We start from the raw sequence: 18,392 nt of genomic DNA on the forward strand, positions 1-18,392 counted from the left end.
CTATCCAACAGCAAGGAACCCGTGAGTGATTCAGCAACAGTATTTTCTTGGTATCGATGGCGGCGGCACTAAATGCAAAGCCCGCCTTGAATCCCTGAACGGCGAACTGCTTGGCGAAGGGCTTTCCGGCCCGTCTAATCCTGCACAATCTGCAGAGACCGCATATAACTCGGTGAATGCCGCTGCCATGCAAGCATTAAAGGAAGCCGGATTGCCGGCGGATACACTGTCACAGGTGCATGCCTGCCTGGGACTGGCCGGGGTGAATATTCCGGCCTACCGGGAAATTGCAGAAAAGTGGCAGCTTCCCTTCGCCAGTACCATGATTACTACCGATTTACACATTGCCTGTACCGGCGCACACGGTGGCAGCGAAGGTGCCATTTTAATTACCGGCACGGGCAGTTCTGCCTTTGCCAGCGTGAATGATGTGCATACCTGTATTGGCGGTCATGGATTCCCCCTGGGCGATAAGGCTGGCGGCGCCTGGCTGGGCTGGCGGGCAATCAGCCACACGCTGGAAGCGATGGATGCGTTACAACCGGTTTGTGATTTCACGGAAGCGGTGTGTCAGCAACTTAACGTAATAACACCGGAAGATATTGTCGCGAAGGCCCTGCACTACCGCTCCGGCGATTACGCGGCACTTGCACCGCTGGTACTGGACTTTGCGAAGCAGAATAACGCCGGTGCGCAGGCCATTATTAACGAAGGTACTGTGTACCTCACCAAAATGCTGACAAGATTACAGGCGCTGGATGCACGGCGTATCACCATGATTGGCGGACTGGCATCGTACTGGAGCAGCCAGATCCCTGATACTATTCAACGGCTGCTGAGCCCCCCATTGTGTTCCCCTGAATACGGTGCGGTTTCGCTGGCACGGCAGGCATTTAAGGAGGCCTGAATGGCACACGCAACAAAAATGGCTGCTGAAGCGTCGCAGACCCCTGACGTTTTCCGCACACAATTACGTGACAACGCAGCGCAAATCACTGCGCTGGCGGCAGCAATTAAGCAAAAAGACCCGGAATTTGTGTACATGATTGGCCGTGGCACATCTGACCACGCCGGCGTTTTCGGCAAATACCTCATTGAAACAGAGCTTGGTTTGCCGGTAGCCGCCGCAGCACCGTCGGTGAACAGTGTATTTGGCAAGTCACTGCGTTTACAAAAAGCGTTAGTGTTCGTGATTTCCCAGTCTGGCCGCAGCCCTGACATTCTGGCTCAGGCAAAAATGGCCAAGGAAAAAGGCGCACTGGTTGTTGCGCTGGTTAACGATGAAAGCTCACCGCTGGCAGATCTGGCTGATTTCTTTGTGCCCCTTAAAGCCGGCCCGGAAGTGGCAGTGGCAGCCACGAAAAGCTATCTCGCCACTTTATATGCTTTGCTGACCATTGTTGCTGCGTGCTCAGACAACCAGGCACTTCGCGAAGCACTGAGTGCCTTGCCTGACCGGCTTGACGACACCATTGCACAGGTACCGGTACTCACTGCTGAGGTACTTAAGCCTATGGAGCGCTGCGTGGTACTTGGCCGTGCATTTGGTTATGCGGTGTCCCGTGAAATTGCCCTTAAAATGAAAGAAGTACTTGGCGTTCAGGCCGAAGCGTTCAGTAGCGCAGAGTTCCTGCACGGACCGGTAGCCCTGCTGAACCGTGGCGTAGCCATTATTGATGTACACGTACCGGATGCTTCAGCCAGTTTCCACAGCGGACAAATTGAAGAAGTGAAGCGCCGTGGCGCGCCGGTATTTCCGCTGTTGAAAGTAGATGACGAGGTGCATCCGCTGGTTGCACCACTGCTGATCATGCAGCGTTTTTATCTGGATATCGAAATTGCAGCGAGAACCCTTAACATGGACCCGGATAATCCGGTAGGCTTGAAGAAAGTCACGGAAACGGTTTAATTCATGGGTTATTTTGCTTCACAATTTTTTGATGGCTACCGCCTGCAAAGCAACGTGGTATTCACGGTGGAAAACGGGCGCATTGCGTCGGTAACACCTGATGCTGAGCCGGGGCAGCACGATGTGCTGGATGGCCTGATCATGCCGGCCATGGTAGATGTTCAGGTTAATGGCGGCGGCGGTGTGCAGTTTAATGAAGCGCCGGTGGCAGATTCATTGTTGCAGATGTCACGCGCATACCTGACTACCGGTACAGGCAGTATAATGCCAACGCTGATCACCGACGATATTGCCGTGATGTCTGCCGGTGCGGATGCTATTGCACAAGCGCATAAGGCCGACCCTGCCGCCATTCCGGGCGTGCACTTTGAAGGCCCGCACCTGTCTGCGGCGAAAAAGGGCATGCACAGCGCTGCACATATCCGCCCCCTGAGTGACGACGAATTTGCCCTTTTTACCCGCAAAGACTTAGGCCGGGTATTGCTTACCGTTGCGCCGGAAACCGTATCTCCTGAAGACATCACCCGTCTGGTGGACGCCGGAGTGATTGTATCAGCCGGTCACACCAACGCAGATGCAGACACCTGTTTTAAAGCCTTTGATGCCGGCGCAACCGGCGCAACACACCTTTACAATGCCATGTCTGCCCTTACCAGCCGGGAACCCGGCGTGGTAGGCAGCGCGTTATACCGTGATGATGTGTATTGCGGACTGATTGTTGATCATCAGCATGTGCACCCGGTAAGTGCCACTCTGGCTATCCGCCTGAAAGGTGACGACAAGCTGATGCTGGTAACCGATGCCATGGCCCCGGCGGCCAGCGATGCTGACCACTTTATGTATCAGGGCATTAAGGTACTGCGTCAGGGACCAACGCTGAAATTGGCAGACGGTACACTGGCCGGTTCGGTGCTGACCATGGAAGAAGCCATTCAGCATACCCGTTTTGATTTGAACATTGCGCTGGAAAGCACCCTGAAAATGGCCACTTCAACACCGGCAAACTTTCTTGGGCTTTCATCAAGTATTGGCACATTACGAAACGGCTCGCAGGCCAACTGGATAACGGTAAACGACGCCTTGCAGGTTCAGCGCGTCTGGCGTAACGGGGTTTGCATGTCGTAAGGCTTGCAGGGCCCGTCCCTTTTAATCTGAAGGAAATAATAATGACAACAGGTAAAACCTCTTCTTCCGGCAGCGCAGTTTTGCTGCCCATGGCCATAATCGGCACCTTGTTCTTTGTGTTTGGTTTCATTACCTGGCTGAACGGTGCACTGATCCCTTTTCTGCAAATTGTCTGTCAGTTATCGGGCATGGAAGCGCTGCTGATTGCATTCAGCTTTTATATTGCGTACGTCGTCATGGCTCTGCCCATGTCGTTTGTATTGAATAAAACCGGTTACCGCAATGCCATGTCGCTGGGTCTGGTAATGATAGCCGCCGGTTGCTTTTTGTTTGTGCCGGCTGCAGAAACCCAAACCTTTGCCCTGTTTATCACCGCACAATTTATTGTTGGTTCAGGACTGACTATTCTTCAAACAGCATCTAACCCGTATCTGGTAAAAATCGGGCCTTCTGAAACCGCTGCAGCCCGTATCTCAATTATGGGCCTGCTGAATAAAGGCGCAGGCTGGCTGGCACCGGTGGTATTTACCGCATTGGTACTGGGGGAATTCTCCGGCGTAACGGCGCAGAGTATTGCCGCTTTACCGGAAGCAGAACGGGCTGCACAAATTCAGTCTCTGGCTGACAGCCTGGTAACACCTTATATCGGCATGGCCGTCGCTCTGTTGTTACTGGCAGTCGCGCTGCGTTTTTCCGGATTGCCTGAGCTGGATTTAGACAAAGAAGATGAAAGCCTTGATGCCAGCGGCATGAGGAACGGCTCTATTTTGCAGTTTCCCCAACTGGTGCTGGGTGTGGCGGCGTTGTTTTTCTATGTGGGCGTAGAGGTCATTGCCGGTGACACTATCGGGCTTGCCGGTTCTGAGCTTGGCGTGGAAGGCGCATTGGGGCTGACGTCCTATACCATGTTCTTTATGGTGATAGGTTACACCCTGGGACTGGTACTGATCCCGCGGGTATTAACCCAACATCAGTTACTAACCCTGTCAGCTGTACTGGGCATGTTACTCGCGGTTGCCATTCCGTTTACTGACCCTGCCAGTGACAGTATTTCTGCCGTTATCTGGGGCTGGACCGGTGTCACCACGCTGCCCGATCCACTCGCCTGTATTGCTCTTCTTGGCCTGGCCAATGCCATTGTCTGGCCAGCGGTGTGGCCACTGGCACTGGAAGGTCTGGGTAAATTCACTGCCCGTGGTTCAGCCCTGTTGATCATGGGTATTGCCGGTGGCGCAGTATTGCCAATGGTTTTCGGCGCGATTGCTGATGCATACGGTGTTCTGAATGCTTACTGGATGACCATTCCCTGCTACGCGTTCATTCTGTTCTATGCGCTGAAAGGTTGCCGTATAAAGCACTGGTAACTTATTGATGCGGAGCTGGAAGGCTCCGCACCTTTCTCCTGAAAAAGTGTATTTTAACCATTGCTAAATTTGCGAAAAACACGATAATTCAGAGAAAATTTTTGCATATTACGCATAAATGAATTTATTGAATCAAGTCACACTCCGAACTCTTAAGCTATTCATCGCGGTTTATGAAGCCCGCAGTTTGTCAGCCGTCGCCAGGCAGGAAGGGGTTTCACCGTCTCTGGTATCAAGGGCCATTCAGCAACTTGAAGATGCCACGGGGCAGCCGCTGTTTTATCGCAACACCCGTTCGCTGGCTCCCACCGAACAGGGAAAGGTATTCTTTCGCTATACGTCAGAAATTGAAAAATCTTTGATGGAGATGCAGCAGCATTTACAGGACTTCGATGGCGAACCCGGTGGCATACTGAGAATTAACGCACCGGTTCAATTCGGACAACATCATGTTGCCCCGTTTCTGGCGGAATTTTCCGAACTGTTCCCGGATGTACAGGTTGAGCTTACTTTAACAGACGCATTTATCGATCCTCATGCAGGTGACGCCGATGTGATTATCCGCATAGGTGCCCTGCCGGACTCTTCCCTGCGGAGAAGAAAAATCTGCGAACAGCGTTACTTTCTGGCGGCATCACCGGCTTATCTTAAGAACAATACACCGCTGACATCCCCTGCTGATTTAAAACAGCACCGGTGTCTGGTGTATAAAGGTTTCAGCGGGACTAACCCGTGGTTTTTCCACGAGCCTGATTCGGGCTGGACAAAACAACAATTTGTACCGCTGATGACGTCTAATAATGCGGAAGCGCTGCTGACGGCTGCGCGGGAAGGAATGGGACTGGTTTTATTCCCGGACTGGCTGGTCGGAGAGAGTGTGCGGGAAGGAAAACTGATCCCTGTACTGGATGCGTTTAAACCGGCTATCCGGAAGTCACCACAGGATATTCACTTTGTCTATCCGAAATCACAGCACACGCCGGTAAGCGTGCGCCATTTTATTGATTACATGCTGTCGATATACGGCGATACGCCGTACTGGGCAATCGACTAGTGCTTTGCATTCATGTAGGACACGGCGCAAATAAGCCCGCGCAGTTCTGCCAGACCTTTCAGACGGCCAAGATAAGAATAGCCGGGTTTCAAATCCGCTTTGCCCTGCTCATCACTTAATGTGTGGCCGTGGTCTGGGCGCATGGGAATTTGGCATCCCAGGCTGGACTCGCACTTCAGCAGCGCCTGTACCAGCCCCACCATATCATTGTCGCCGTCGAGATGGGCGGCTTCATAAAATGAACCGTCATCTTCCCGTTTCACATTGCGTAAATGCACAAAGTAAATCCGCTCTGCAAACTCGTTAACCATGGCGATAAGGTCGTTGTCGCCTCTGGCACCGTAGGAGCCGGCACACATGGTGAGTCCGTTTGCAGGGCTTGGCACCGCTTCGAGGATCTTCCTTGCATCCTGTTGGGTAGACACCACTCTGGGCAAGCCAAAAAGAGAAAACGGCGGATCGTCAGGATGAATACACATTTTCACACCGGCTTCTTCTGCTACCGGAATGACGGCTTCAAGGAATTCAAACAGGCTGTTCCGTAAACCGTCCTCGCCGAGATCAATAAACTGCTGGATGGTATCTCTGATCCCTTCGCGGTTATAAGAGCCTTCACCACCGGGTAATCCGGCAATGATATTTTTCTCCAGCAATTCCCGTTCAGCATCAGACATGGCATCAAACCGGGCTTTCGCCTTGTTCAGCAGATCAGAAGAATAATCATTCTCTGCTCCCTGACGCTGCATCACAAACACATCGTAAGCAGCGAAGTCTGAATATTCGAAGCGCAATGCATAACTTTTATCAGGAAGTTGATAAGTCAGATTCGTGCGGGTCCAGTCCACCACCGGCATAAAGTTGTAGCACACGGTCGTGACACCGGCAGCGCCGGCATTGCGCACCGACGTTTTATAGTTTTCGATAAGCTCACGATAATTACCGGTACGACTTTTTATGTCGTTGTGCACAGGAATACTTTCAATAACATCCCACTGCATGCCGGCATCTTCGATCATCGCTTTACGGGATTTTATGGTTTCGAGTGGCCAGGCTTCACCGGTGGGCACATCATGCAGCGATGTCACGATACCGGTCGCGCCTGCCTGGCGGATTTTTTCTAGCGTAATGCTGTCGCCGGGTCCGAACCAGCGCCATGTTTCAATCATCTGCAACCTCAAATTTGGTCATGCCAATTATTTATAGACTACTGCATAAGCGAGTAAAAGACAATTAAAAACCCTATTTGGCCTTACCAAAATATTTATATATGAAACTTAATCTGGCACCTGGTGGTGATATGTGAATTAGGCGCTGGCTTCTTTGATCATGGTTGCCGTGCGGCGGAAAGAATAATGCAGGCGGGTGAAGATACCGTCTATGAGAGCCAGATTTTCTTCCGGCGCACCTTCAGCTTTGAGAGTGTCGATAATCCGCTTATTGACCGGTGCAAGACGGTCTGTATCATCCCCTTTTGAAGCAGCCAGAAAAGAGGCCGCCAGCGCTTGCTGCCATTCCTGCTCAAGGCCAGTTAGTGAGCGCTCACTCAAGCCACTCATTAAACGCCGGATCCGCATTGAAGCATGTCCGAGGTTCAGGCCTGTCAAGCCCAGATCGGTTAGTGTCCGGTAACCTGAGGTGACATTCTGCTCGTAACTGGTGAGCCGCAAAAGCCGGTCACACATCCGTGCATTGAACCAGTCTTCATCATGACCGGAACTGCCAATTTTAAGCAAGTCCTGATAGGTCACTGAAAGCAAACGTGACTGGATCCAGTTCGCGCCGGGCCCGGCAAATAACTTAAATATCCAGTATAAAATCATCACGCCGCTGAGGATCGCCAGTGCACTGCTGGTGGTGTAATCCACCGAAAGTGAACGGCTCATGTCGTTAGCCGGTTGCACCAGGATCACAAACGGAATGCAAAAGCCGATGCCGTAGGGCAGAAACGCGCGGTGCGACAGCAGCATTAAACCTAAAAACAGCGGGCCGGATAAAATAAGCACCAGAATGGCGAAGTCACCGCTACTGGCGGCTATCAGGTTCAGGGCATAGAAAATGGCAACAGGTATAGCAAAGCAGGCTCCGATGAGCACACCGCGAATGGCCCTGGTAACCACCACGGGCGCGAGTCTGGCGAACATGATAGAAAATATCACCGGCAAGATCATCAGCATGATGGCTGCCGGTGAACCGGTGCCTACCCATAAAAATGCGCCGGTGCTGAAAACCAGGCAGGTGCGAAAGCCTGTGGTCACTGCTACCAGCCAGTCGCGGTGAGGTTTAATGCCTGAGGCTTTAAGGGTGGATTTTTCTCCCCGCTCCAGTGCCCGGTAAGCACGGAGTATGACCACTAAATCTGCTACCATTTCCTGCGCGGTACGGCACAAACGGAATTCTAATGTGGTCAACTGGTCAGACTGGAAAAGCTTGCTCCATTTGCGCCTTTGCTTCTGTGCCAGCTCATAACATTCGTCGAAACTTTTCAGGCTGCCGATGAGGCCTACATCGTTTCTCAGTTGAGTGAGCAGCGACATCATATTCTCTGACAGCAGTTCAGGATTATTCCGTTGCAGCCGGCCGAATATTTGTACTACAGCAATTAACGACAAGGTTTTATTACAGATAACGGTGGCCGCACGGGATTTTCCCGGCCCGTCCGGACCTTCAAAAACGACAGCGCTGGAGTCATCACTCAGCGCCGTTAAAGACTGTAGGGTATCGTCGATGTGCTTGTGCCGCTCATCGTGTGAACCGTCAGGATCTAATTCTACCGACAGATAAGCCATCGTCTGGTTAATGGTGTTTTTGGCATGATCAACCAGCACCTTCTCTACCCGCTGGGGCCATAAAATCAGCGAAACCAGCATGGCGCACACCGACCCAACGATAAGCTCACTGATCCGGGACTGCGCGATATCAAAAATGCTCTGGCTGCTCACAGCAGAAGGCGTAGCCATGGTCAGCAGAATAATAATACAGGGTGTGACGCAGGCCATGGCAAAGAAGTAAATAAAGTTCACCCGCCGCACCAGTGATGACAGACCGGAATTCAGCCAGGTCCACAGCGCCAGGCAAAACAGGGAAATCCCTGAATAGGCATGAAAATAATGCAGTACCACCATGGCAAAGGCACCGCCAATGAGAGTCCCCAGGATCTGACAAACGGTTTTTTCCAGCACCATGCCGGCTTCCGGACGTACCTGTAGAAAAACCGCAGAGACCAGCGCCCAGTAAGGCCGCTCCAGGTCCATCCACATGGCCACGTACATTGCCATCGCCATGGAGATAACCCCTTTCAGGGCAAATATTAACGAGGCGCGGGAGGGCCTTAGGTAGACAGCCAGGAAGGCAGGCAACGAGATTACTCCCCGTCTGTGGCTAACCGGACCGACGCTGACATACCGGCAACGAGGCGGGTATTTTCCGGCACCTTATCCAGTTTAATGTCTACCGGTACACGCTGGGCCAGTCTCACCCAGTTAAAGGTTTGCTGCACTTCAGGAAGCAACTGGCTGTTTGTGGAGGTATTGGTGTCGGCAATAGCGTGGCCAATGCTGGATACTGTGCCCGACAACGCTTTGCCGCCGCTCATCAGGTGAATAGTGGCTTTCTGACCTTTATGAATGAGAGGAAGCTTTGTTTCTTCAAAATAACCGGTAACGTACAGGGTATTATCAGCAACCACAGAAAGCACCGGCGTGCCCTGATTCACGTAGTTTCCTTCCCGGAGGGTCAGGTTCACTACCCGCCCGCTCACCGGCGCAGTCACGGTTGCCCGTTCAAGATCGATTTCCGCACTGGCAAGCTGTGCCTTTGCTACATCCAGTGCAGCTTTGGCCATATCTGAACTGATGCGGCTACTTTCCAGCTCCTCGGCACTGATACTGTTTCGCTCTCTGAGTTTTTCGCGGCGGGTAAACTCATGCTGCGCGAGATCCAGCGCAAGTTGTTTACTGTGCACCTGTGCGTTTAACTCGTCTACCGCAGCCTGATAGCGTTTAACATCAACGCGGAATATCACATCACCCTTTTGTACTTTCTGATTATCTTTCACCGGCATGGCTGTTACCCATCCGGACACATCAGGTGCAACAGTGATGATATCAGCCTGAACGCGGCCGTCCCGTGTCCAGGGCGAATAAAGATAATGATCCCACACCCAGCGTCCGGAGAAGACAGCGACGGCGATAACCAGAAGTGTCACAATGATGCTCAGTACTTTTCCCATGTTCAATCCGCCAACATCTTCACCGTCGCCGCGAGGTAGCAAATAAACAGAGCGACCTCGAACCAGGGTGGTTTCCACAATTTTTGATATAAACCGGTGGCATATAACCCGTAACGGGTTAATAACGACAACAGAAAGGCTAGCGGAATCATCACCACCATCGGGCTGAAAAGCATGCCGCCAAGGGAAAGTTCGCTAAGCACTGTTACTCCGGAATATTTGCTATGTCCTTAATCTGATTATTAATTGTAGAGCAGAAAAGATCATTCGCCTATCGTGATTATCCGGTGGTTTGCAGCGGATTAATTTCTTGGGTGATATGGCCCGTATTGTAATATCATCCGAGTGCCTTTGCTTCGCCCCTCTTCAGATAAGGATTCTTTTGATGTTTTATGTGTTAAAACGCTTGTTGACCGTACTTTTCATAATGACCGCAGCGCTGAGTAATACGACCCGCGCCGCAGAGCCTGTTCCGGTAATTTTTGACACCGACATTGGCAGCGATATCGATGACATGGTAGCGCTGTCGCTTATTTTAAAAAGTCCGGAATTAGAGTTGAAACTGGTAACCACGGCATCGGAAGATACCCGGTACCGGGCGCAGGTGGCGGCGAAATTTCTGACAAAAGCAGGAAGAACAGATATTCCTGTTGGAATGGGTGAGCGCTTTGAAGGCAAAGCAGAATTTCACAAGCCCTGGGTAGCTGACTTCGCACTGTCTGATTACCAGGGTGACATTATCGAAGACGGAGCCGGTGCAATTATTCAATTGCTTAAGCAGTCTTCAGATCCCGTTACCATTATTGTTGCCGGCCCCATGCATAATATTGCTGCCGTGCTGGAACGTGCGCCGGAACTGGCTGCAAAAATGCGTGTTGTGGGCATGCATGGCAGTATTTATGAAGGATACGGTGATGAGCCTTCTGCCGAGTACAACGTACAAAACAATGTGCCGGCCTTCCGGAAAGTGCTTCACGCGCCCTTACACAGTTTCACCATTACGCCTCTTGATACCTGCGGCGATATGATTTTCGACGGTGAACAATATCAGCAACTGAAAAACAGCACCGATAAACAGCTTGAGGTCATTTTTGAGAACTACCCCATCTGGGCGGGCCTCGTTACCTGGGAAAATGCTGATTATCTGGCAACCCGCAGTTCGGTAATGTACGACGCCGTTGCTGTGTACCTTGCCCTTCCCGACCACAGCTGGCTACCCGCTGAGCCCATGCATTTATCTGTCACCCCAGACGGATTTACTGTACCGGCAGACAGTGGCCCGCAGGTTAACGTCGCCTTAGAATGGGCCAACCGTGACGCATTTAAGCAGTGGTTCGTAGAACGGATGCTGACTTCAGCTGATTAAATCATGCATCCAGTTCAGTGACGGCAGCTGTCTGTCGGGTTGATAGAACAAACGGTTCAGGCGTCCGAGCAGATTTACCGTTCTGCTGGGATCGTGATTTTTTACCCGAGACTCACTTTCTGTCAGCATGAACTCCCAGGGCTGTAAATTGATGCTCTCAATTTCTTCTGTGGTTACACCTAAGGATTGTAAGGTGGATAAAATCCGCTCTGTCTTACTTTCATTTACCGGAATAGCATCCTGACCGTACAAATCGTTCAGCGGCGCGTTTACTGCCTCAAGGGTATGGTTGATGGCATTCCACACTGTGTCGTGATCGAATTTCCAGTCCCGTGGCGCGTAGTATCCCTCAATTTCCCATTCCAGTTCAGCATTGCTGACCGCGATGGAGCTTTCCGCTTCCGGTGAATAAGATAAATCAGGCCGGGCGCCGATATTGTAAGCATCGACACTGAGTGCCACGCAAATCACTAAATCACCGCACACCGCCTTGTTCTGGTAGAGGGCTTCAAAGGCCGCCCGTTTTACCCCCATCCAGCCATGTACGCGGGATGGTTGTTCAACAAAGTCCCGCACATCATCGGGTAAGTCTTCGCCGTAGCGGTCAATTAATAAAGGTAACGGACTTTGTTCCGGTGCTTCATCGGGCATCCAGACTTCATATTCCTGGCGGTTATCCCCTTTACCCCGGCTTTTAATGCCATAAGACAAGTTAACCGGCCGGCAAATACTGCGATCCTCATCCACCCGGTGAAAATACTCAGAGCGCATCCGCTTAATAAAAGGCGCATCCAGGCCTGCCAGTGCAGCGGTAGGATAGCGGTAGCCGATTTCACTGTGAGTCACCATGCTGAGCCCGGCCACCTGCTCTGCCAGTTTGGTTTTCACCCCTTTGAGATGATGTACGTTGGGCAATACGATGCTGCGTTCCGGCTCAATAGTAAGCCTGCGACCATCTTCTGTGACAAATTTAGGCGTTTTGTGAAACGCGTAATGGGTTAATCCAAGGGCCTGAACGGCCTGATCACGATACTGCGACATTTCGCTGAAAAGCGCAGAATGATTACGAATATGCTTGAACAACGGGCGATATAGCGTCATTAACTTCTTCCATGCAGCGACATTAACTTCAGTCTGCCACAAAAATGCGGTGTGGCGAATCCTTGTTTGCTACGTACGGTTACTCATATGGGGTTTACCCATGATGTAATTTTTCCGGAAATGACTGAAATACGTATTCAGGCTGGCCGCAGCCAGTGGTTCACCCGCCAATTTCAGGACTTCAATGCCTACTTCTGCCGTGCATAGCTGAAAATCGTGAGAGGCTTCGCGGAGGGCATAATCTGACAGCGCTTCAGGCTGAATGCCCAGTACAGGAAAAGACTGCAAGTACGCACTTTTACGGAACATGCGGCCGGCTTCACGCCACGTGCCGTCGAGCATGATAAACAAAGGGGTTTTACCTTCCTGCACAGGCACGTCATACAACCGCCTTTCGGGTGCTGCATTCTCATGAGGAAAGATAATGACCGGCATGTAGCGTTCGTCATTTAACAGCGCCAGCAACGCTGGCTGAGGTTCTGTCCGCGACCAGGTAAAGGCATAATTGTACTTAGCCACATCAGCGATTAAACGGCCTGTATTCGACGGTTTGTAGCATTCGCCTTTATACATCAGAAACAAAAAGGCGCTTTCAGCCACAGGTTCCGGTACAGCATCGCAAATACAGTGCACCGCCGGCAGCAGACAACCTTCGCAGCGTTTTACGCGACTACCCCGCGTGACAAAAGGCCGCGTTGATTTAGCCAGTTCCTGAATACGCAGTGCCAAAACTGAATTATGCAAAACCAAAATCACTGTTAAGAGGTAAGGCGCGCAGTTTACCCGACCAGCGCGCCGGTTACGATAAGCCATCATGGTAAAAATGCGATATATTCAACCAGGTTTCCAGGCCTGCTTTTCAAAAAGGAGTTATTTCATGTCGCACCCGGTTGTTGTGCAACTGCAAGCTGTGCTGAGCCCCGAACATATCGCTACAGACCCTGCCGCTACCGAACACTATCGTTCCGGCTGGCGTTCAGGGCAAGGTAAAGCACTGGCCGTGGTATTTCCGCAAACTCTGGTTGCACTCTGGCGCGTGCTGGAAGTGTGTGTAAACAATAACTGCATCATTATTATGCAGGCTGCAAAAACCGGACTGACGGAAGGCTCTACCCCGTCCGGCGATGATTACGACAGGGAAATCGTGGTGATAAATACTCTGGCCATGGATGATCTCATCATGCTTGAAGATGGCAAACAAGTCATCAGTTTCCCGGGCGCCACGCTGCACAAGCTTGAAGATCAGTTAAAACCTCTTTCACGCAGTCCCCATTCCGTTATCGGTTCATCCTGTCTGGGCGCATCCATTGTGGGCGGTGTAGCAAACAACTCCGGCGGCGCGCTGATTAAACGCGGCCCTGCCTACACCCAATATGCCTTGTATGCACAGGTTAATGAGCATGGCGGACTGCAATTGGTTAATCACCTCGGCATTGAATTGGGGTCAGAGCCTGAAGAGATCCTGACAAACCTGGAAAACGGCACATTCGATAAAAACAGTCCGGATAACAGTAAGTTTGCCAGCGCGCACGATTACACAGACATCATTCGGGATGTGGATGCCTCAACCCCCGCCCGCTACAACGCGGACCCGGGCAAACTTTTTGAAGCAAGTGGTTGCGCCGGTAAGCTCGCGGTATTTGCAGTAAGGCTCGATACCTTTGCCAAACCCGAAAGAGAGCAAACCTTTTATATTGGCGTGAATGACCCGGCGCTTCTGGCGAAGTTGCGCCGGCACATGCTGGCAGAGTTTACCCACTTACCGGAAGTCGCAGAGTACATGCACCGTGATATTTTCGATGTCGCTAAAGACTACGGAAAAGACACCTTTCTGGCTGTTAAGCACGTGGGTACCGGCAGGCTGCCTAAAATGTTTGCAGCAAAGGGCCGCATTGATGCGCTGCTGAACAAGCGGTCCTGGCTGCCTTCGTTTCTTTCAGACCGCATTATGCAATCTGCCGCCAGGCTGTTTCCCAATCATCTGCCAGACAGTCTGATGCAGTACCGGAACCAGTATGAGCATCACCTCATTCTGAAGATGAGTGACGAGGGCATTGAAGAAGCAGAAGCTTTTCTGACATCATTTTTTGCCGCTGAACATGGCGGTAACTTTATGGTCTGTTCACAAGACGAAGCGTCTGCCGCATTCCTGCACCGGTTTGCCGCAGCAGGCGCTGCACTGCGCTATCAGTTACTGCACGAAAAAGAGGTGGGCGACATCCTCGCGCTGGATATTGCGCTGCGCCGCAACGACATGGACTGGGTAGAAACCTTACCGCCAGAGCTTGACGCAAAAATTGAGAAGAAACTCTATTACGGACACTTTTTCTGTCATGTATTCCATCAGGACTACATTCTTAAAAAAGGTACTGAGGCAAAGCAGGTAAAAGCAGAGATGCTGGCCCTGCTCGATAACCGCGGAGCCAAATACCCGGCAGAACACAACGTGGGCCATCTATATGATGCAGAAGATACCCTGAAAGCCTTCTACCGCTCACTGGATCCGACCAATACGTTCAATCCCGGCATCGGTCAGATGGAGAAAACGAAACGCAACTGTGCATGTTGTTAAACATGCACAGTTAACTTATGTTTCGGAGCTTCAGAACTTATACAGAAATGCGGTGTAGGCAAACTGTGAGTCATCAGGGTAATCACCCTGCTCAAGGGCATCACCTTTCATCAGGTAGGCACCGCCAAACTCAAGACGCAGTTCCGGCATGACCTGATAACGCCATCTGACTTCTAACTGGTTACCCATGAAGTCCTCTTCGCCCTGCTCTACTTTGTGATACCACAGGGCTTTATAACCCACCATGATGTTATGCACACCACCGATTTTGGTTACGCTGCGTAACCCCGGCGCAATAATGTTGCTGCGCTGAAAGCCCTGATACACATCCGTTGGGCCGAAGTCAAAACGTCGCACGCCATAGAGGCCATCAAAGGCGTTAATCTCATCGTCCGCGCTGTCATTGTCGCCGGTAGCAAAGTCAATTTCCGCCCGTAAAAAGGTGCTCTTTGTGACTTGCTGACCTAAATGGGCGTGCACCATCCATGCATTCACATCCAGATCGGTAATGTCGCTGGCTGATGAAGACGCTCTTGCCGTACCCGTTTGACCGATCACTTCAATGTTGCTTTTCCAGTCACCGGCAAAGCTTTCTGAGTAATCCACAGACAAGGTGTATAGGTCGCGGTTCTTCGTCGCCAATTCTTCAGAGTCACTTTCTTTGAACCAGACATTCTGAATCTTCCATTTCTCATCCGGAGACACGGCATACAGACCAAAGTACTTACGCTCACTGAAGCTCTTATCAAATGCACGCTTATTATCTTCTACCAGTTGGGATTGAGTAGGAAAGCGGCTTACGGGCAGAAAATAGAATCCGCGGATATCCCAGTCTTTGACGACGGTATCAACCATCACACCGTCGAAGGCATTGATGGCATTACGATACACACCTTTCGCCATCAAACGGCGACTGCCATGGTCGACGGCCATACGGCCAACGGTGATGGCTTTTACATACTCGTTGAAATCTTTGTAGCGGATAAAGTACTGCAGCGGTTCAAGGGTGTTAACCTGAGACGATTTCAGCGTCGGATCGTTATCGTCTAAAAATGCCCGTGAATCCTGAATTTCCACGGTGGCATTCCAGTTACCGTAATTGGCCTCACCTTTTAATAATACCCGTGAAGAAATACGGTCGTTGGATTGAGTACGCTGGGCTTCTGTGGCCGGAAAAATCGGGTTTTTCAACGTTTCATAGCGCATTCTCCAGGAACCGCTGAAATCAAATTCAACATCCTGAGCAAGAGCCTGAGGAGCAAGTAAAGTACCCAACGCTGCGATAAGCGCCGGACGAATAAATTTACGTATGGCCAAAGTATTAATCCTTTTGCAATCTAAACCGGGTCAGATGTTAGAACCTGAACTATGATGCGAGAAGTATAGATGGTGAGAAACTGAGATGCCCTACACCTTTTGGAGAGATTAGGTATTTGAAATCATACAAAGTATGACTACAATTTTTATGATTACCATAAAGTATAATGTGAAATGCTAATACAGTTTGGTGCTATACCTTATAATTGAGATCAGAAAAAACACTTTGTCAACTGTACATTGCCAATCACCACATAAAGAAGGCGTTATGCTCAACTTCGAAAATATGACCGTTCGTCAAAAGCTGGCAGTGCCACTCAGCTTTGTTGCTCTGCTTATTCTGGTAGTCAGTTTCATAAGCATATCTAACAGCCGCTCACTGGCGCACAACACTGAAACCCTGTCGGCCACATTCACAGAATCAATCAGTACGGCACTGAACGCAGACCGCGATTTGTATCAGGCGCACTCTGCGCTGCTGGACTTGATGCTCGCTGAAGAACTGGGGATCAGTGGCACAGCAAGCCTGATAGAAGATTACGAAGAGAATGCTCAGCAGGCTAACGACCGTATGGCCAAAGTGCTTTCACTCACGAAGGATTATCCTGACGTGGTTAATCAGGCAAAGCAGTTCCGTCAGGATTTTGATAGCTGGGTTCAGTTGAATCAACAGGTCATGGCACTAATCCGCCAGAACAACGTGGGGGAAGCAGCCGCTATTTATCATCAGCAAGGGATGCCACTGTTTGAAGCCTTGCGGGGCAACTATGACCGGATTGGCGAAGCAGTGAAAAATCAGTCGGACAAAATCACCCGTGACAGTCTTGCAGCCAGCAACCAGCAAACCGTGTATCTGATCATTGCCGTGGTGCTGGCCGTTGTTGCCTGTGCGGTGAGTATTATTATCGGTCCGCGACTTATTACCCGCCGCATTAATATGTTGCGCGATGTGCTTGATTCAATCAGTAAAGGCGAAGGTGATCTGACTCAGCGGTTAAGTACACATGGCCGCGATGAAATCACCGGTGTAGCACTGGCATTTAATGCGTTGATGGACAACCTTCAACGGCTTATCAAGCTGATTAAAGCTGACGCTGTGTCGCTGAAAGACGCGGAAACCTCTATGCGCTCATCGTCAGACGATGTAAGACATATTTCCCACGAGCAACGTGACAACCTTGATCAGATTGCTACCGCAATTAACGAACTCAGCTATGCGCTGAAGGAAGTTGCCGACAATACTCAGGATGCGCTGAGCGATACCCGCACTGCCAATGAAGATGCAACAGATAGCCAGGCAGCCGTTTCTACCTCCGCAGCAACGGTATCCAAAACCTCGCAGGCGATCACTCATGCCAGCTCTGTGATTCAGAAGCTGGAAAAAGAAACACAACAAATTTCTTCCCTGCTGGATGTGATCAGCGGCATTTCTGAACAAACCAACCTGCTGGCACTGAACGCGGCAATTGAAGCGGCCCGAGCCGGTGAACAGGGTCGCGGTTTCGCCGTGGTTGCTGATGAAGTCCGCTCGCTGGCTAACCGTTCCCAACAGGCCACCACAGACATTAATGAGATGCTGCTGAATCTTAACAAAGGGGTGTCTGAGGCTGTATCGGCTATTGAGTCCGGCTCGTCACAGATGGCGGAAGTGGTAGAGATTTCAGCGTCGCTGAATGAAAAACTGAATAAAGTATCGTCGTCGGTCACCGGTGCCAACGATCGTATCTATCAGATTGCTACTGCCACGGAAGAGCAAAGCCAGGTAGTGATGAACCTGAATGAAACCGTATCAGCGCTGAACACGCTGAGTCAGCAGGTTATCGCAACCGTTGAACAGGCCGGTGCCGCCAGTCAGCGGGTCAGTGATGTATCCCGCAATATCGACGGTAACGTGAACCGCTTTAAAGTTTAGGACTGAAAACAGCCCTGTAACTTATCAATGAGTGTGACCAGCTGGCGGGCTTCGTCAGCGGTCATACCCTGAAATTTACATAACATCTGTGCAGGTACGGCTTCTGCTGTGGTCTTCGCCGTCCAGCCCGCTTCTGTCAGCAAGACTTTCTTTACCCGCTTATCTCTTTCATCCTGCTTCATCGTGAGCAAGCCCTTCTGTTCCAGCTTTTTCAGAATTAACGACATGGCACCGCCGTCTATCAGAGTTTTGTTCAGCAGGCCGGCAATCGTCACATCGTCCTGTTCCCACAAAGCCATCATCACCACGTATTGAGGATAGGTGATATCCAGCGCAGCTAAGAGCGGCCGGTACGCACGGGTAAATGCATTCGACAAAGTATAAAAGCGGTGACAAAGCTGGTTTTCTAACTTCAGCGCTTCAGACATAGCGGCCTCCGGAATA

General features: G+C 51.0%; 16 protein-coding genes. 8 read left to right on the plus strand and 8 right to left on the minus strand.

Annotation, left to right across the window (positions count from 1 at the left end):
• The first annotated feature begins 25 nt into the window (after positions 1–25).
• From ACXAGR_RS07660 to ACXAGR_RS07680, 5 genes are all read left to right on the plus strand, one after another.
• On the plus strand, positions 26–907 hold the full coding sequence (locus ACXAGR_RS07660; protein ID WP_474849120.1) for a glucosamine kinase nucleotide-binding domain-containing protein: 882 nt from the start codon (positions 26–28) through the stop codon (positions 905–907).
• Positions 908–1,909, plus strand: a complete 1,002-nt coding sequence (gene nagB-II, locus ACXAGR_RS07665) for a glucosamine-6-phosphate deaminase NagB-II (protein ID WP_474849122.1) — start codon at positions 908–910, stop codon at positions 1,907–1,909.
• Positions 1,910–1,912: 3 nt separating this feature from the next.
• Positions 1,913–3,034 carry an N-acetylglucosamine-6-phosphate deacetylase gene (gene nagA / locus ACXAGR_RS07670; RefSeq protein ID WP_474849124.1) on the plus strand — a complete coding sequence of 374 codons (1,122 nt, stop codon included), beginning with the start codon at positions 1,913–1,915 and terminating at the stop codon, positions 3,032–3,034.
• Positions 3,035–3,075: 41 nt separating this feature from the next.
• Entirely contained in the window at positions 3,076–4,398 is a 1,323-nt protein-coding gene (locus ACXAGR_RS07675; RefSeq protein ID WP_474849126.1) for a sugar MFS transporter, read from the plus strand.
• Positions 4,399–4,516: 118 nt separating this feature from the next.
• Positions 4,517–5,452, plus strand: a complete 936-nt coding sequence (locus ACXAGR_RS07680; RefSeq protein WP_474849128.1) for a LysR family transcriptional regulator — start codon at positions 4,517–4,519, stop codon at positions 5,450–5,452.
• Here ACXAGR_RS07680 and uxuA read toward each other — a convergent pair.
• The 4 genes from uxuA to ACXAGR_RS07700 form a co-directional block, all read right to left on the minus strand.
• On the minus strand, positions 5,449–6,618 hold the full coding sequence (gene uxuA / locus ACXAGR_RS07685; RefSeq protein WP_474849130.1) for a mannonate dehydratase: 1,170 nt from the start codon (positions 6,616–6,618) through the stop codon (positions 5,449–5,451). The genes ACXAGR_RS07680 and uxuA overlap by 4 nt on opposite strands.
• A 138-nt stretch (positions 6,619–6,756) precedes the next feature.
• A complete protein-coding gene (locus ACXAGR_RS07690; protein ID WP_474849132.1) occupies positions 6,757–8,808 on the minus strand; it encodes an FUSC family protein in 2,052 nt (683 codons plus the stop codon).
• 5 nt (positions 8,809–8,813) lie between these two features.
• Positions 8,814–9,680, minus strand: coding sequence for an efflux RND transporter periplasmic adaptor subunit (locus ACXAGR_RS07695; RefSeq protein ID WP_474849134.1), 867 nt, complete (start codon positions 9,678–9,680; stop codon positions 8,814–8,816).
• Positions 9,681–9,682: 2 nt separating this feature from the next.
• Positions 9,683–9,883: a DUF1656 domain-containing protein gene (locus ACXAGR_RS07700; RefSeq protein WP_474849135.1), complete on the minus strand. Its 201-nt coding sequence runs from the start codon at positions 9,881–9,883 to the stop codon at positions 9,683–9,685.
• Positions 9,884–10,065: 182 nt separating this feature from the next.
• Here ACXAGR_RS07700 and ACXAGR_RS07705 point away from each other — a divergent pair, with 182 nt between their 5' ends.
• Positions 10,066–11,046, plus strand: coding sequence for a nucleoside hydrolase (locus tag ACXAGR_RS07705; RefSeq protein WP_474843850.1), 981 nt, complete (start codon positions 10,066–10,068; stop codon positions 11,044–11,046).
• Here ACXAGR_RS07705 and ACXAGR_RS07710 read toward each other — a convergent pair.
• Positions 11,035–12,147: a hypothetical protein gene (locus tag ACXAGR_RS07710; RefSeq protein WP_303573449.1), complete on the minus strand. Its 1,113-nt coding sequence runs from the start codon at positions 12,145–12,147 to the stop codon at positions 11,035–11,037. The genes ACXAGR_RS07705 and ACXAGR_RS07710 overlap by 12 nt on opposite strands.
• 69 nt (positions 12,148–12,216) lie before the next feature.
• Complete coding sequence (locus ACXAGR_RS07715; protein ID WP_474849489.1) at positions 12,217–12,876, minus strand: tRNA-uridine aminocarboxypropyltransferase; 660 nt, start codon at positions 12,874–12,876, stop codon at positions 12,217–12,219.
• Positions 12,877–13,024: 148 nt separating this feature from the next.
• Between ACXAGR_RS07715 and dld the strand changes: the two genes are divergently transcribed.
• Positions 13,025–14,719 (plus strand): D-lactate dehydrogenase, encoded by a 1,695-nt coding sequence (dld, locus tag ACXAGR_RS07720; protein WP_474849137.1) that lies wholly within the window; start codon positions 13,025–13,027, stop codon positions 14,717–14,719.
• Between the two features lie 30 nt (positions 14,720–14,749).
• On the opposite strand, the gene ACXAGR_RS07725 is transcribed toward dld, so the two are convergent.
• Complete coding sequence (locus ACXAGR_RS07725) at positions 14,750–16,036, minus strand: alginate export family protein (protein WP_474849139.1); 1,287 nt, start codon at positions 16,034–16,036, stop codon at positions 14,750–14,752.
• Between the two features lie 268 nt (positions 16,037–16,304).
• Between ACXAGR_RS07725 and ACXAGR_RS07730 the strand changes: the two genes are divergently transcribed.
• Positions 16,305–17,948, plus strand: a complete 1,644-nt coding sequence (locus ACXAGR_RS07730; RefSeq protein WP_474843857.1) for a methyl-accepting chemotaxis protein — start codon at positions 16,305–16,307, stop codon at positions 17,946–17,948.
• Here ACXAGR_RS07730 and ACXAGR_RS07735 read toward each other — a convergent pair.
• A complete protein-coding gene (locus ACXAGR_RS07735; protein ID WP_474849141.1) occupies positions 17,945–18,376 on the minus strand; it encodes a MarR family winged helix-turn-helix transcriptional regulator in 432 nt (143 codons plus the stop codon). The two genes, ACXAGR_RS07730 and ACXAGR_RS07735, sit on opposite strands and share 4 nt — an antisense overlap.
• Between the last annotated feature and the right edge of the window lie 16 nt (positions 18,377–18,392).

The organism is Alteromonas sp. ABH4_457, from assembly GCF_056160625.1.